The sequence below is a fragment of the Kocuria sp. NBRC 114282 genome (genome assembly GCF_030268385.1).
GTDB classification, from domain to species: domain Bacteria; phylum Actinomycetota; class Actinomycetes; order Actinomycetales; family Micrococcaceae; genus Kocuria; species Kocuria palustris.
The window spans coordinates 371,700-386,021 of record NZ_BSQO01000001.1 but is presented as its reverse complement, the minus strand read 5'-3'; the positions used below and the strand labels follow the sequence as shown (position 1 = coordinate 386,021).

The following is a 14,322-nucleotide window of genomic DNA, read 5'->3' as shown; positions in this document are numbered from 1 at the left end:
GAACGCTCCTGGATCGACCCGACCCTACCTGGCAGAGACCTGGCAGTCGCCCCTCCGCGGGAGGAAGGGGCGACCGCCGGGCGGCTGCGGCGTCTGACGATCAGTCGCGCTCGGCGGTGACGACCAGCCCGTCGCTGTCTATGCTCGGATCGACATCCACGCGGACGGTGTCGCCGTCGACGATGTCGCCGGCGAGCAGACCGCGGGCCAGCCGATCGCCGATCTGCTGCTGCACCAGGCGGCGCAGCGGCCGGGCGCCGAATGCCGGGTCGAACCCGGCGAGCCCCAGCCACTCGCGGGCCGCCGGGGTCACCTCCAGGCGCAAGCGGCGCGGCTCGAGGCGACGCGCCAGCTCGCGCACCTGGATCTCGACGATGTGCGACAGGTCCTCGGTGCTCAGCGGATCGAACATGATCGTCTCGTCAAGCCGGTTCAGGAACTCCGGCTTGAACGAGGCATTGACCACGTTCATCACGGCCTCCCGCTTGGCGGTCTCGTCGAGCTCGGGATCCACCAGGAACTGGCTGCCCAGGTTCGAGGTCAGGATCAGGATCGTGTTGCGGAAGTCCACGGTCCGGCCCTGTCCGTCGGTCAGGCGGCCGTCGTCGAGCACCTGCAGGAGGATGTCGAAGACCTCGGGGTGGGCCTTCTCGACCTCGTCGAGCAGCACGACCGAATAGGGCCGGCGCCGCACCGACTCGGTGAGCTGACCGCCCTCCTCGTAGCCCACGTATCCCGGAGGGGCCCCGACGAGACGGGCGACGGAATGCTTCTCCGAGTACTCCGACATGTCGATGCGCACCAGGGCGCGCTCGTCGTCGAACTGGAACTCGGCCAGCGCCTTGGCCAGCTCGGTCTTGCCCACGCCCGTGGGGCCGAGGAACAGGAAGGAGCCGATCGGGCGGTCGGGGTCGGAGACGCCGGCGCGCGAGCGGCGCACGGCGTCGGCGACCGCCTTCACGGCCTTCTTCTGGCCGATCAGGCGCCGACCCAGGATGGACTCCATCTCGAGCAGCTTCTCTGCCTCGCCCTGCAGCATCTTCCCGGCGGGGATGCCCGTCCAGGCGGAGACCACCTCGGCGATGTCATCGGCGGTGACCTCCTCCGAGACCATGAGCTCGCGATCGGCAGCGGCGTCCTCCTGCTCCTGTGCGCGCTCCAGCTCTTTCTGCAGAGCCGGGATCTCGCCGTAGAGCAGGCGCGAGGCCTCCCCCAGATCGCCGCCGCGCTGGGCGCGCTCGGCCTGCGAGCGCAACTCATCGATCTGCGCCTTGAGATCGCCCACGCGGTTCAGCCCGGCCTTCTCCTGCTCCCACCGGGAGTTCAGGACATCCAGCTCGGCCTGCTTGTCCGCCTTGTCCTTGCGCAGTGCGGCCAGCCGCTCGACCGAAGCGGGGTCGGTCTCCCCTTCCAGGGCCAGCTCCTCCATGGTCAGGCGGTCCACCTGGCGGCGCAGCTGGTCGATCTCCTCCGGAGCGGAGTCGATCTCCATGCGCAGCCGGGAGGCAGCCTCATCGATCAGGTCGATGGCCTTGTCCGGAAGCTGGCGCTGCGGGATGTACCGGTTGGACAGGCTCGCAGCCGCCACCAAGGCGCTGTCGGCGATCTGGACCTTGTGATGCGCCTCGTAGCGCTCCTTGAGCCCGCGCAGGATCGCGACCGTGTCCTCCACCGACGGCTCCCCCACGAAGACCTGCTGGAAGCGGCGCTCCAGCGCGGCGTCCTTCTCGATGTTCTCGCGGTACTCGTCCAGCGTGGTGGCACCGATCAGGCGCAGCTCGCCGCGGGCGAGCATGGGCTTGAGCATGTTGCCCGCATCCATGGCGCCCTCGGAGCCGCCGCCGGCGCCCACGATGGTGTGGATCTCATCGATGAAGGTGACGATCTGCCCCTCGGAGGCCTTGATCTCATCCAGGACGGCCTTGAAGCGCTCCTCGAACTCGCCGCGGTACTTGGCGCCGGCGATCATGGCACCGATGTCCAGGGCGATCAGGGTCTTGCCGCGCAGCGACTCGGGGACGTCCCCGGCCACCATGCGCTGAGCCAGACCCTCGACGACCGAGGTCTTGCCCACGCCGGGCTCGCCGATCAGCACGGGGTTGTTCTTGGTGCGCCGCGACAGCACCTGGATGACGCGGCGAATCTCGCCGTCGCGTCCGATCACCGGATCGAGCTTGCCCTCGCGGGCGATCGCGGTCAGGTCGGTGCCGTACTTCTCGAGCGCCTGGAAGGTCTGCTCGGGATCCGGCGAGGTCACGCGACGGTCACCGCGCACCTTGGGGATCGTCTCCCGGATGACCGCGGGCGAGGCGCCGGCCGAGGCCAGCAGCTCGGCCGCAGCGCCCTGGCCCTCGGCGATGCCGTAGAGCAGGTGCTCGGTCGAGACGTACTCGTCCCCGAGCTCGCGGGCGAAGGCCTCGGCCGCCTTGACCGCCTGCAGGGCGGCGCGGTTGAACTGGGCCTGGTTGGCAGTGTCGCCAGAGACCGACGGCAGCGCGCCGAGCTTGGCGGTGACCGCCGTGGCCAGTGCGGCGACGTCCGTGCCTGCGGCCTCCAGGATGGCGACGGCGACGCCGTCGCGCTGCTGGAGCAGCGCGTCCAGCAGGTGCAGAGGCTCGATCTGCGGGTGGCCTCCGGTCGAGGCCGCAGCGGCCGCCGCCGAGACGGCCTCCTGCGAGCGAGTGGTCAGCTGAGTGTCCACAGGTTCCTCCTTGTTCCGGCGCTGCCGCCCGCTGCACTCCTGCGGACCTCGACGCCTCTTGTGTTGTCTTGACTTGAGTCTACTCCACTCAAGTTTATTGCGCCATACACCATGGGCACGGGCTTGCGTCACCGGAGTGATGCTCGACACCTCTCCCCGCTATCTTCTCTACCATCGGGGCATGACCTCCACCTACCGGATGTACCAGCAGTTCGCCGCCCGCCCCCTGGGAAAGCGAGCGTTCTCCCTGGCCTACATGCTCAAGGCCCCCTACTTCGCCTCCGTGCGCCCGCAGGTCCTCGAGATGGCCCCGCACCGCGCCGTGGTGCAGATCCGCAAGCGGCGCGCGGTGCAGAACCACATCGGCACCGTCCACGCCCTGGCCGTCGGCAACGGACTCGAGGCGGCCATGGGCCTGCTGGCCGAGGCCACGCTGCCGGAGGGCACGCGCTGGATCCCCAAGGGCATCCGGCTCGACTACGTGGCCAAGGTCCCCGGCGACGTCCGATGCCTGGCCGAGACCGACCCGGCGGACTGGGAGCAGCCCCTCCCCTGCGAGGTGCCCGTGCGCGTGACGGCCCACCTGCGCGACGGCACCGAGGTGGTGCGCGGCGTCATCCCCCTGTGGCTCTCGGAGGCCAGGCGCTGAATGCCCTGCAGGGCCGCCGCCGGACTGGATAGTGTGACCCCGCTGCCCCGACGCGCTCCGTAGCGGCGCAGTCCCGACCCGAAAGGCTCCGCGATGACCACCTCCGAGACCGCGATCCGCGTCCGCCCGGCAAGCGCCGAGGACCTCGAGACGATCGCCGGAGTGATGGCACTGGCCTTCACCGATGATCCGTGGGCCCGCGCCCATGCGGCGCCGGGCGAGGACCTCACCAAGCGGCTCGAGGCCCACTACCGCCTGCTGCTCGAGCAGGTCTGGCTGCCCCATGCCGCGGTGGACGTCGCGGAGCTGCACGGCGATCAGGGTCCACAGATCCTGGGTGCGGCCGTCTGGGACCGCCCCGAGTCGAAGGCCCACGAGGACCCGGCAGCCCGGGAGGCCGAGCGCCGCGCTGGCGAGATCCTGGGGACGGACCCGCAGAAGCAGCAGCAGGACAGCCGCACCTACGACCGCCTGCACCCCCAGGAGCCGCACTGGCGCCTGTCCTACCTCACGGTGGCTCCGGCCGCGCAGGGCCGTCGCGTGGGCTCGACCCTGCTGGAGCACGGCCTGGCCCGCGCCGAGGGCCTGCCCGTGGGCCTCGAGTCGACCACCCCGGGCAGCCGTCGGCTCTACGAGCGCAGCGGCTTCGAGCTCGTGGAGCTGATCACCGACTCCGCCGGGGTGGAGCAGGTGGTCATGCGCCGCGGCTGATCCGCAGGGCGGTGCGTGCGTAGCCGATCCCGTTGAGCACGTGCAGCACGGCGCCGACCTGCACGCACACCGAGCCCAGGGCGGTGAGCCACGACCAGTCGAAGGCCGGCCCTGCCAGCACCCCGACCACGCCCAGCATGGTCAGGGCGGTGCGCAGCTTGCCCGCCCAGGTGACCGCCATGCCCTCGCGCAGGCGCAGCCGGACCAGCATGACCAGAAGCGCCACATCGACCGCGGCGATCACCAGGATCGCCCACAGCGGCAGCATGCCCTCGACCGTCAGCGCGATGATCACCAGGCCCAGGCCGATCCGGTCGGCGATCGGATCCAGCTTGGCGCCGAACTCGCTGAACTGGTCCAGCAGTCGCGCCAGGAAGCCGTCGACCCAGTCGGTCAGCGAGAAGATCGCCACCAGCACCAGCGGCATCCAGGGCCGCTCCTGGATCTGCAGGATCGCGATGACCGCCGGGATGATCAGCAGGAAGCGCAGCGCGGTGAAGGCATTGGGGACCGTGACCACGCCGCTGTCCGCGTGCGACGACGACTGCGCGGCACGCCCCTGTCCCGCGGGCTCATCGCCTCGCAGGGACGGCGGCAGGAGTCCGTCGCGCAGAGCGGTCAGGGCCTTGTTCATGGTGCGGATCCGTTGTTCGGCGGGAGGGGTGCAGGCGCGGTCACCGGAAGGAGTCGAGCCACTGCTCGCGCAGGCGGTCCTCGTCCTCGGGCTCAGGGATGAGGGGCACGCCGCGGCTCAGCAGGCGGGTGCGGCGGACGTCGAGCGCCGCAGCCAGCAGGCTCGCAGCAGCCGCGGCGAACATCAGCACGCCCACGGTGTTGGCGAATCCCGAGCTCAGACCGGGGGTGGCTCCGGGGAAGGTGGCCAGGAAGAGCGAGGCGGGCTCGCCGTCCACCAGATCCGGCAGCAGCGCCCCCAGCACCACGGCCAGGGACCAGGAGACGACCATGAGCCAGCAGGTCAGCGGCCGAGCCCGGCGCTGGATGTAGTGACGTGCATCGGCGAGCACCATGCCCGCGGCGATCCACAGCAGCAGTGCCAGCGGGGCGCCCAGCGCGCCGAGCCAGATCGGCCAGCGCTGCCCCGGCCCGCCCACGGGTGCTGAGGACAGCGCGAGCCACGCGGCCAGCAGCAGCGCCATCGCCGGGGCCAGCAGCGGCACCGTCCTGGCGACGGCTCCGCGGCGTCGGGGGTCATCCAGCGGGGCGCTCATGGCTCCATCCTAGAAGCGCTCTCCGACGCTCCCGCCCAGCGCTCACGGGGCCGGGCACCGCACCGGCGGCAGTGGAGCTGCCGGCGGCGTGATAATTTCCGGAAGGGTCGGCGTCGACGAGGCCCCGTGCTGCAGGAGGTGCGCCATGGCTGATCGCCCCACGATCCCCCGCCCCCACGACCATGCCTGCGCGCAGACCCGCAGCGCCCATGCCGTCCCCGACGGCGCCGCCGCAGAGGCCTCCGGCCACAGTCACGGCCATGCGCACGGAGGCGGGCACTCCCACGACCATGCAGCGGGTGCGGGCCGTCGCCGCCTGGCCATCGCCTTCGCCATCACGTCGAGCATCCTGATCGCCGAGGTCATCGGGGCGGTGATCACCGGCTCCCTGGCCCTGCTCGTGGATGCCGCCCACATGCTCGTCGACGCCGGCGGTCTGCTGCTGGCCCTGCTCGCCGCCTCGCTGGCGGCCAGGCCGAGCTCCTCGCACCGGACGTGGGGCTGGCTGCGCGCCGAGATCCTGGCCGCGGGCATGCAGGCCGCCGTCCTGCTCGTGGTCGGCCTCTACGCGATCGTCGAGGGCGTCCGGCGGCTGCTGGATCCCCCGCCGGCCGCGGACACGGACGTGGTGCTGCTCGCCGTGATCGGCGCCGTGGGCCTGGCTGCCAATATCGCCTCGCTGCTGGTTCTGGCGGGCGGGCGCGGGGATTCGATGAACATGCGCGCCGCCTTCCTGGAGGTGCTCAACGACGCCCTGGGCTCCGTCGCCGTGATCGCGGCGGCCGCCGTCATCCACTTCACCGGCTGGACCGGCGCCGATGCCCTGGCCGGCCTGCTGATCTCGCTGCTGATCCTGCCCCGGGCGCTCATGCTGCTGCGCGAGTCCGGCTCCGTGCTGCTCGAATCCGCCCCCCGCGGTCTGGATGTGACCGAGGTCCGCGAGCACCTGGAGACCGTCCCGCACGTGGCGGCGATCCACGATCTGCACGCCTCCGTGGTGGCCACCGGGGTGCCCGTGCTCACCGCGCACGTGGTCGTGGACGACGACTGCTTCCACGACGGCTCCCTGCCCGCCGTCCTGGACGCGCTGCAGCTGTGCACGGTGGAGCACTTCCCCGTGGCCGTGGAGCACACCACCTTCCAGCTCGAGCCCGCATCGCACCGCCGCCACGAGGCTCTGGGCCCCGCCCACGACTGAGGCTGCGCCGCCCCTCGGCGTCACCTGTTCCCCTCTGCAAACCGGAGGGCCACCCTGGATGGCGTGCCCCCGACGCCGAAGGAGGCAGATCATGGCACGCCGTCTCTTCTCCGAGCTCTCGCCGACGACCTATCAGATCGCCCTCGCCCGCCGCCGGATGCAGCGCAGGATCGCCGACGGCCTGCGGCGCAGCAGCTTCGCGCGGCAGGCGTCGCAGGAGTCGCTGCCGGTCAAGGTCTACACCCACAACTCGCTGATCCGCCGCCGTCTGGGCAATGCGCAGCCCGAGCTGCAGGAGGGGAAGGCCGTCTCGCTCGGTCTGGCCGCCCCGCACGTGGACGGGATCCTGATCCGCCCCGGAGAGACGTTCTCCTTCTGGCGGCTGGTGGGCGAGCCCAGCTCCAGGCGGGGGTTCCAGCCCGGCGTGGTGATCTTCGACGACCGCGCGGAGACCGGGGTGGGAGGCGGGCTGTGCCAGTTCACCAACCTCCTGCACTGGATGGCGCTGCATTCGCCGCTGAGCATCGTGGAGCACCACCACCACTCCGGCCTGGATCTCTTCCCCGACTTCAAGCGACAGATCCCGTTCGGCACCGGCACCTCCATCGTGTGGAACTTCCTGGACTACCGCCTGCGCAACGACACCGGCATCACCTTCCAGTTCCGGGTCCGCACGGATGACGAGCACCTGCGCGGCGAGCTGCGCGCCGATGCTCCCCTGGACCAGAAGTTCCATGTCCGCGAGGAGGACGGGTGGTTCTACGAGGCGCTGGACCCGCAGACCGGGAAGCTGCAGGTGCGCCGGCACAACATCGTCAGCCGGAGCACCAGGGACAAGCGCACGGGCAACATCGTGGCGAGCGAGACGCTGCTCGAGAACGACGCCCTGGTGGTCTACGACCGCGACCGGATCACCGAGCCCATCCGCCCGCTGTCGGAATCCGAGTCCGCCCAGCGCCGATAGGCTGGTGCGCATGTCCTCTCGCACCTTCCCCCAGGCCGTCCTGTTCGACCACGACGGCACCCTGATGGACACCGAGCCCCTCTGGGACCTGGCCAAGCGGCGGCTGGCCGCTGAGCACGGCGGCACGTGGACCGCCCAGGACACCGACGACGTCATGGGCCGGTCGATCGGGCTGACGCTGCAGCGGCTGCGCGAGCGCGGCGTGGAGCTCGAGGACCGGGCCATGGGCGAGCGCCTGGTGCTGCTGTCCCGCGAGCTGCTGCGCGAGCAGGACCCAGAGCTCATCCCGGGTGTCGAGTCGCTGCTCGAGGAGGTGGCCGCTGCCGGCATCCCGGCCGGGATCGTCACGAACGCCACCACCGAGATCGCCGAGCACACGGCCGCCAAGGGCCCCGAGAACATGTTCGACGTCATCATCGGCGACCGCGAGCTCGCCCAGGGCATCGCCGCCAAGCCGTCCCCGGAGGGCTACCTGGAGGCCGCTCGCCGCCTGCGGGTGGACCCGGCGCAGTGCATCGCGATCGAGGACTCCCCCTCCGGTGTGGAGGCCGCCCAGGCCGCGGGCATGACCGTGGTCGTCGTCCCCGGGGCCCTGCCCGTGGACCCGCAGCGGGGAACCGTCCATCTGACCGATCACCGCCAGCTCTCCCTGGCCCTGCTCGAGTGGCTGGATCCCCAGCACCGCTCGTGGCCCAAGGCCGTCCTGCTCGATCACGACGGCACCCTGGTGGACACGGAGCCCGAGTGGGCCATCGCCAAGCGCACCGTGGCCCGCTCGTTCGGCCAGGAGTGGACCGAGGAGGACGACATGGCCACCCTGGGCCGCACCGTCCAGGAGTCGGCGCAGCTGATGCTCGATCGCGGAGCGCAGGGAGAGCTGCAGGAGGTCACCGACCGCATCGGCGCCGAGGTGGCGGCGGCGACCGCCGAGCACGTCCCCTTCCTGCCCGCACGCCCGCAGCTGCTCGACGAGCTCGCCGAGGCCGCGATCCCCGCCGCGATCGTGACCAATGCGCTGGCCGCGGTCATCGCGGGCACCGCGGCGGCAGCCCCGCACGCGATCCGCGCGGCGGTCTCGCGCGAGGACGTGGAGCACGCCAAGCCGCACCCGGAGCCCTATCTGACGGCCGCCGAGCGGCTCATGACGGCCCCCGAGGACTGCATCGCCGTGGAGGACTCGATCGCCGGCGCCCAGTCGGCCACTGCCGCCGGCATGCCGGTGGTGATCGTCCCCGGCGAGCGAGAGGTCCCCACCGAGCCCGGCTTCGTGCCCGTGGCCCGGCACGAAGACGTGACCCTCGAGCTGCTGCGCTCGATCGGCCCGCTGGTGCCCGAGCTGCCCCGCTGTGACATGACGGCAGATCTGCAGGGGGATCCGTCCGAGGCCTCCGCTCGGGCAGATGCCGCCGATCGCTCCCGCGCCGAGCTCGAGCGCGCCACCCGACGCCCCGCCAGTCAGGTGCTGCACCTGAACCGCGGCTGATCCGCCGCCCCGGTCGGGCACGGCAGAAGCCCGGGATCTCCACGTGGAGATCCCGGGCTTCTGCTCTGTGCGGGTGCCGCCGTCCGCCTGAGACGACGCGGCCCTGGGCGGCAGGGGCCGGCCCGGCTGCTCAGCCGAGCCGGCCCCTGCGCCTCACGGGGCGGGCCTCAGCCGCGCGGCGAGCCGCCGGCGCGGCGGTCACGACGACGAGCCGCTGCCTGCGTGGCGCGATCGGCCACCGCGTCCGCGGTGCCGTGCAGCGCCACAGCGCTTGCCGGGGCGTCCGTGCGAGCAGCGGTGCTGCGAGCGCCGCCGCTGCGTCCGCGGCCCGAGCCGGCGGGACGACCGCCGCCGGAGCGGCCGCCGCCCTGGACCGGACGGCCTCCGCGGCCTCCGTCGCGCCGGCCCTGGGCCTGGCCCTGCTCGGCGCCGCGTCCACCGCGACCGCCCGAGCGGGACTGGCCGCGCTCACCGGCGCGGCCCTCGGAGCGCCCGCCCCGCTGGCCGCCCTGGGCCTCGGGCTGTGCGCCGCGGCCGCCGCGCGAGCGGCCGCCCTCGGCGCGGGACTCGCCGCGGGCGTCGTCCCCGCCGCGGCCGCCGCGGCCCGAGCCCTGACGACCGCCCTGGCGCTGGGCGGGACGGCCCTCGACGGCGCGGCCGCCGGAGCGCCGCGCACCCCGGCCGCCGGAGGGCTGCTGCTGGGCCGGAGCCACGTACTCCACGCGCTCTGCGCGCTCGCCCACGAGATCGGCGACGACCGGCGAGCCGATCGAGACCTCGGAGAACTCGGCGATCACACCGGCCTGCTTCATGAGCTTCTCGACGTCGCGGCGCTCCTCGCGCGTGGCGATCGTGATGACCTGGCCCTGGGCGCCGGCGCGGGCCGTGCGACCGGAGCGGTGCAGGTAGGACTTGTGCTCGGCCGGCGGATCGATGTGCACGACCAGCTCGACGTCATCCACGTGCACGCCGCGGGCGGCCACGTCGGTGGCCACGAGCACGCGGACATCGCCCTGGGAGAAGCTCGCCAGGTTCCGGTCGCGCGCGTTCTGCGAGAGGTTGCCCTGCAGGTCCACCGCCGGAATGCCCTGCTGCGAGAGCTTCTTGGCCAGCTTCTTGGCGCGGTGCTTGGTGCGCGTGAACATCACGCGCCGCCCCGTGCCGGAGGCCAGGGTCTCGATCAGCGCCTGCTTCTCATCGGCATCGACCACGAGCACGTGGTGCTCCATGGTCGAGACCGCGGCCTTGGGCGCATCCACCGAGTGGGTGACGGGGTCGTGCAGGAACTTCTTGACCAGCACGTCCACGCCGCCGTCGAGCGTGGCCGAGAACAGCAGGCGCTGGCCGTCGTCCGGGGTCTGCTTGAGGATGCGGGTGACCACGGGCAGGAAGCCCATGTCGGCCATGTGATCGGCCTCGTCGATCACGGTCACGCGGATGTCGTCGAGGGTCAGGACCCCCTGCTTGAGCAGGTCCTCGAGGCGGCCCGGGCAGGCCACGACGATGTCGGCGCCGCGGGAGAGCGCGCGCTCCTGGTGGACCTGCGAGACGCCGCCGAAGATCACGGTGGTCGACAGCCCGGCCTCCTCGGCCAGTGGAGCGATCGCCCGATCGATCTGGGTGGCGAGCTCGCGAGTGGGGGCCAGCACCAGGCCGGTGGGCCGGTTGGCCCTGCGCGGCGCGCGGCTGGTTCCCTGGGCCAGGCCTGCCAGGCGGGTCACCAGGGGAAGGGCGAAGGCGATGGTCTTGCCGGAGCCGGTGCGGCCTCGGCCGAGCACATCGCGCCCGGACAGCGAGTCCGGGAGGGTCTTGGTCTGGATGGGGAAGGGCTGGTCGATCCCGTGCTGGGAGAGGACACGAGCCAGTGCCTCGGGCACGCCGAGGTCGATGAAGGACGTCAAGGGAAGAGCACTTTCGATCGGATGTCCCGGCGCCGGTATCGGCCGGCCGGGGTGCGCCGATCTCACGATCCGCGTGGAGGCGACGTACCGGACTCGCGCAGTGACGTCCGGGGCTTTCGAGCTCCCGGTCCGCTGCAGGCGTAGACCCGAGGTCTGCCCTCGAGGGTCCGTCTGCGTCCTGCGCCGTCCGCGTGCCCGCGGGGTGTTCGACGCGCTGCCTGCCCATCTCGCTTCAGATCTCACGTCCCGGGCCGATGAACGGCCGTCGGGTCCGGTGCGCGGCGGGCAGTGCCATGTGCAACTCATCGACCCTACATGAATAGGCCCCTGACCGCCGTGAGGCGCAGCACGAGCCCGGCCCTCGCTCAGCGGGGCCGGCGCCCCGACGCGCACCGGCCCACCCCGGGAGGCCCTGCTAACATCGTGACGGATCACCCATCGGCTCCTCGCGGCACGCGGGAGCCGAGACCCCCGACCTGAAGGAGCACGAATGCGCCTCTCCAATGCCATCCTCCGCGGCGTCTCCGGCGCCTACCTCATCCAGTCCGGGCTGGGGAAGAAGGACCTCCCCGAGGAGGCCTACGGCCACCTCAAGGGCATGGCCGCCAGCGGCATCCCGCAGTTCGGCGAGTGGGACGACAAGACCTTCGGGCAGTTCCTGTGGCTGTCCGAGGTCGGCATCGGCGCAGCGCTGGTCACCCCGTTCGTGAACAAGCGCCTGGCCGGCGCCGCTCTGCTCGCGTTCTCCGCCGGCATGCTGAGCATGTACTTCCGCAACGACGAGCTCACCCAGGCGGACGGCATCCGCCCCTCCCAGGAGGGCACGCCGCTGTCCAAGGACGTCTGGCTCGCCGCGATCGGCGCCAGCCTGATCGCTCAGGGCAAGAAGTGAGCTGAGCGCTCCGCTTCCGCCCGGGCGCAGCCGCTGACAGCTGCCGCCCCGAGAGCAGGCGAACGCCCCCACCGTGACGGTGGGGGCGTTCGCATGTCCGGGCAGCAGGCTCTCGATGGATTCAGTCGGTCTCGACGTCGATCCGATAGCCGAGCTCGTGGACCTCGCCGGGTGCGACCCGCACCGCGTGCTCGAGCGCATTGGCGCCCTCGAGACACAGCATGGCCGGCCACTCCTCGTCGCCGAAGTCGGACATGGCCGCGGCCTTCTCGCTCCACGGATTCCACACGACGGTGTCCGCAGCCCCGCGCATGGTGATGCGCAGGCGCCGGCCCAGCACAGGATCCTCGACCGTCACGGGCCCGCCCGAGAGGTACACGCGGTCCGTCTCCCCCGTCAGCCGCAGCGACCGGCCGGCGGCGGGCACGAGCGCGTTGTCCTGCGTCTTGTCGATGAACTCGGCGTCCTCGAGGCCGCGCACCTCGACCTCCCGGACGTCGCCGACGGCCAGGTAGGTGTGCAGCGCCTCCTCGATCTCGAAGGCCTCCTCCCCCGTGTTCTCCACGCTGAGCACGACCTCCAGCGACGCCCCGGCACGCACGGAGAGCCGAGCGCGGAACGCGTGCGGGAAGGACTCCCGGTGCTCCTGCGACAGGGCGGCGTCGGTGAGCTCGAAGACCGCCGCATCCTGCTCGGTGCTCACCCGCGCCCAGTCCACGATGCGCGCGAATCCGTGCGCCGGCTTCCGGTCCCCGCTGCGGCCGGGGCCGAACCACGGGAAGCACACGGGGATCCCGCCGCGGATGGACGTGCCCACCTGGAATCCGGAGCGCCGGGACACGAACAGGACCGGGTCGTGGCCGAACGGGGTCCAGGAGGCGACGTGGGCGCCCTGGTCGTAGACGGTGGCGATCCCGGCGTCGCCGCTCAGGGCCAGAGGGTGGTTGAGTTCGCTCATGCTCCCACCCTAGGCACGCTCGGCTGCCGCAGGGGAAGCTGTCGTCGTCGTTTGCCGTGGAAAAGCGACGAGGGGCCTGCCGGTCCGCCGGCAGGCCCCTCCCGAGTGCGCTCAGCGCCCGGTCGACTCGTACGTGTCGATGCCGCCGGGGTGGCCCGCCATGAAGGCGTCGATCTGCGCCTTGCCGGCCCGCAGCTGCGGATCGTTGTCGAGGTAGTACTTGGTCTCCCGGTAGATCAGCCCGGAGAGCACAAGCAGGCCGATCAGGTTGGGGATCGCCATGAGGCCGTTCATGACGTCGGCGAAGTTCCACACGACCGCCAGGGGGACGGTGCAGCCGATGTAGACGACGATCGAGAACACGACGCGGTAGGGCATGACGGCCCTCCGGCCGAACAGCCGCTCCATGCAGCGCTCGCCGTAGTAGGCCCAGCCCAGGATCGTGGAGTAGGCGAACAGGACGAGTCCGATGGTCACCACGTAGTGGCCCCAGTTGCCGGGCAGGCCGTGCGAGAAGGCGTCGCCCGTCATGGTCGCGGCGAAGTCCGAGCCCTGCTCCCACACGCCGGTCGTGATGATCACCAGGCCGGTGAACGTCACCACGATGATCGTGTCGATGAAGGTCTGGGTCATGGACACCAGGCCCTGGCGCACCGGGTGGGTGGTCTGGGCGGCGGCGGCGGCGATGGCGGCCGAGCCCATGCCGGACTCGTTGGAGAACGCGCCACGGGCCACGCCCATCTGCACGGCCAGGATCAGCGCAGAGCCGGCGAAGCCGCCCACGGCGGCCGTCCCGGAGAAGGCGTCGGTGAAGATCAGGGCGATCGCCGCGGGGACGTCGACGATGTTGACGATCAGGATCCAGATCGCGCCCACGACGTAGAACACGATCATGATCGGCACAAAGCCCGAGGAGACCTTGGCGATCGACTTGATGCCGCCCACCAGCACGGCGAGCGTCAGGATGGCCAGCACCGCTCCGGTGATCCACAGGGGGATGCCGAACGAGCCCTCGACATTCGAGGAGATGGAGTTGCCCTGCGTCATGTTGCCGATGCCGAACGACGCCAGCGCTGCGGCCACCGCGAAGAACAGGGCCAGGAACTTGCCGATGCCGCCCGGGATGCCGCGCTGCAGGTAGTACTGCGGCCCGCCCGAGATCTCCCCCTTGGCATCGGTCGTGCGGAAGCGCACGCCCAGGAAGGCCTCGGAGTACTTGGAGGCCATGCCGAACACGCCCGTGACCCACATCCAGAACAGGGCGCCGGGGCCGCCGATCGAGATCGCGGTGGCCACGCCCACGATGTTGCCGGTGCCCACCGTGGCCGCCAGGGCCGTGGTGAGCGCTTGGAACTGGGAGACGTCGCCGCCCACGGCGTCGTCGTCCGCCCGGTCGAGCAGGGCCAGGCGCAGCGACGGGCCCAGCTTGCGCAGCTGCAGGCCCGAGAGGCGGATGGTCAGGTACATGCCCGTGAGCAGCATCAGCGGGATGAGGCAGAAGGGCCCCCAGATGATCGAGCCGAAGCTGCCGAAGCACTGGGCGGCATCGATCGAGCCGGGGGTGAAGCAGTACGAGCCGATGCCCGCGAGCTGGTCGAGCAGGTCCTGGATCACGGGGGGTCCTCTCGTCAGGGAG

At 71.6% G+C, this 14,322-nt stretch carries 12 protein-coding genes; 6 read left to right on the top strand and 6 right to left on the bottom strand.

The window, feature by feature from the left end; translation table 11 throughout:
• Positions 1-100: 100 nt before the first annotated feature.
• The gene (gene clpB / locus QSJ40_RS01750) at positions 101-2,701 is read right to left on the bottom strand and encodes an ATP-dependent chaperone ClpB (protein WP_058870751.1); all 2,601 of its coding nucleotides are present in this window, start codon (positions 2,699-2,701) and stop codon (positions 101-103) included.
• Positions 2,702-2,882: 181 nt separating this feature from the next.
• On the opposite strand from clpB, the gene QSJ40_RS01745 reads away from it, so the two are divergent.
• A complete protein-coding gene (locus QSJ40_RS01745) occupies positions 2,883-3,350 on the top strand; it encodes a hotdog fold domain-containing protein (RefSeq protein ID WP_024289820.1) in 468 nt (155 codons plus the stop codon).
• 93 nt (positions 3,351-3,443) lie between these two features.
• The gene (locus tag QSJ40_RS01740) at positions 3,444-4,061 is read left to right on the top strand and encodes a GNAT family N-acetyltransferase (protein ID WP_058870752.1); all 618 of its coding nucleotides are present in this window, start codon (positions 3,444-3,446) and stop codon (positions 4,059-4,061) included.
• On the opposite strand, the gene QSJ40_RS01735 is transcribed toward QSJ40_RS01740, so the two are convergent.
• Both QSJ40_RS01735 and QSJ40_RS01730 read right to left on the bottom strand, forming a co-directional pair.
• Positions 4,045-4,695 carry a CDP-alcohol phosphatidyltransferase family protein gene (locus tag QSJ40_RS01735; RefSeq protein WP_006213822.1) on the bottom strand — a complete coding sequence of 217 codons (651 nt, stop codon included), beginning with the start codon at positions 4,693-4,695 and terminating at the stop codon, positions 4,045-4,047. The two genes, QSJ40_RS01740 and QSJ40_RS01735, sit on opposite strands and share 17 nt — an antisense overlap.
• A 40-nt stretch (positions 4,696-4,735) precedes the next feature.
• Positions 4,736-5,290: a hypothetical protein gene (locus QSJ40_RS01730; protein WP_058870753.1), complete on the bottom strand. Its 555-nt coding sequence runs from the start codon at positions 5,288-5,290 to the stop codon at positions 4,736-4,738.
• Positions 5,291-5,435: 145 nt separating this feature from the next.
• Between QSJ40_RS01730 and QSJ40_RS01725 the strand changes: the two genes are divergently transcribed.
• The 3 genes from QSJ40_RS01725 to QSJ40_RS01715 all read left to right on the top strand — a co-directional run bounded on the left by QSJ40_RS01725 (position 5,436) and on the right by QSJ40_RS01715 (position 8,935).
• Positions 5,436-6,488 carry a cation diffusion facilitator family transporter gene (locus QSJ40_RS01725; protein WP_053447893.1) on the top strand — a complete coding sequence of 351 codons (1,053 nt, stop codon included), beginning with the start codon at positions 5,436-5,438 and terminating at the stop codon, positions 6,486-6,488.
• Between the two features lie 91 nt (positions 6,489-6,579).
• The gene (locus QSJ40_RS01720; RefSeq protein ID WP_058870754.1) at positions 6,580-7,452 is read left to right on the top strand and encodes a VanW family protein; all 873 of its coding nucleotides are present in this window, start codon (positions 6,580-6,582) and stop codon (positions 7,450-7,452) included.
• A 10-nt stretch (positions 7,453-7,462) separates the two neighbouring features.
• Positions 7,463-8,935, top strand: a complete 1,473-nt coding sequence (locus tag QSJ40_RS01715) for an HAD family hydrolase (RefSeq protein ID WP_285728416.1) — start codon at positions 7,463-7,465, stop codon at positions 8,933-8,935.
• 167 nt (positions 8,936-9,102) lie between these two features.
• Here the strand turns inward: QSJ40_RS01715 and QSJ40_RS01710 are convergent, their stop codons facing one another.
• Positions 9,103-10,836, bottom strand: a complete 1,734-nt coding sequence (locus QSJ40_RS01710; protein WP_285728415.1) for a DEAD/DEAH box helicase — start codon at positions 10,834-10,836, stop codon at positions 9,103-9,105.
• A gap of 490 nt (positions 10,837-11,326) precedes the next feature.
• On the opposite strand from QSJ40_RS01710, the gene QSJ40_RS01705 reads away from it, so the two are divergent.
• On the top strand, positions 11,327-11,728 hold the full coding sequence (locus QSJ40_RS01705) for a hypothetical protein (RefSeq protein ID WP_024289814.1): 402 nt from the start codon (positions 11,327-11,329) through the stop codon (positions 11,726-11,728).
• Positions 11,729-11,849: 121 nt separating this feature from the next.
• Here QSJ40_RS01705 and QSJ40_RS01700 read toward each other — a convergent pair whose 3' ends face one another.
• Positions 11,850-12,686 carry a D-hexose-6-phosphate mutarotase gene (locus tag QSJ40_RS01700; RefSeq protein ID WP_204782225.1) on the bottom strand — a complete coding sequence of 279 codons (837 nt, stop codon included), beginning with the start codon at positions 12,684-12,686 and terminating at the stop codon, positions 11,850-11,852.
• A gap of 111 nt (positions 12,687-12,797) precedes the next feature.
• A complete protein-coding gene (locus tag QSJ40_RS01695; RefSeq protein ID WP_040560477.1) occupies positions 12,798-14,237 on the bottom strand; it encodes an alanine/glycine:cation symporter family protein in 1,440 nt (479 codons plus the stop codon).
• Positions 14,238-14,322 lie beyond the last annotated feature (85 nt).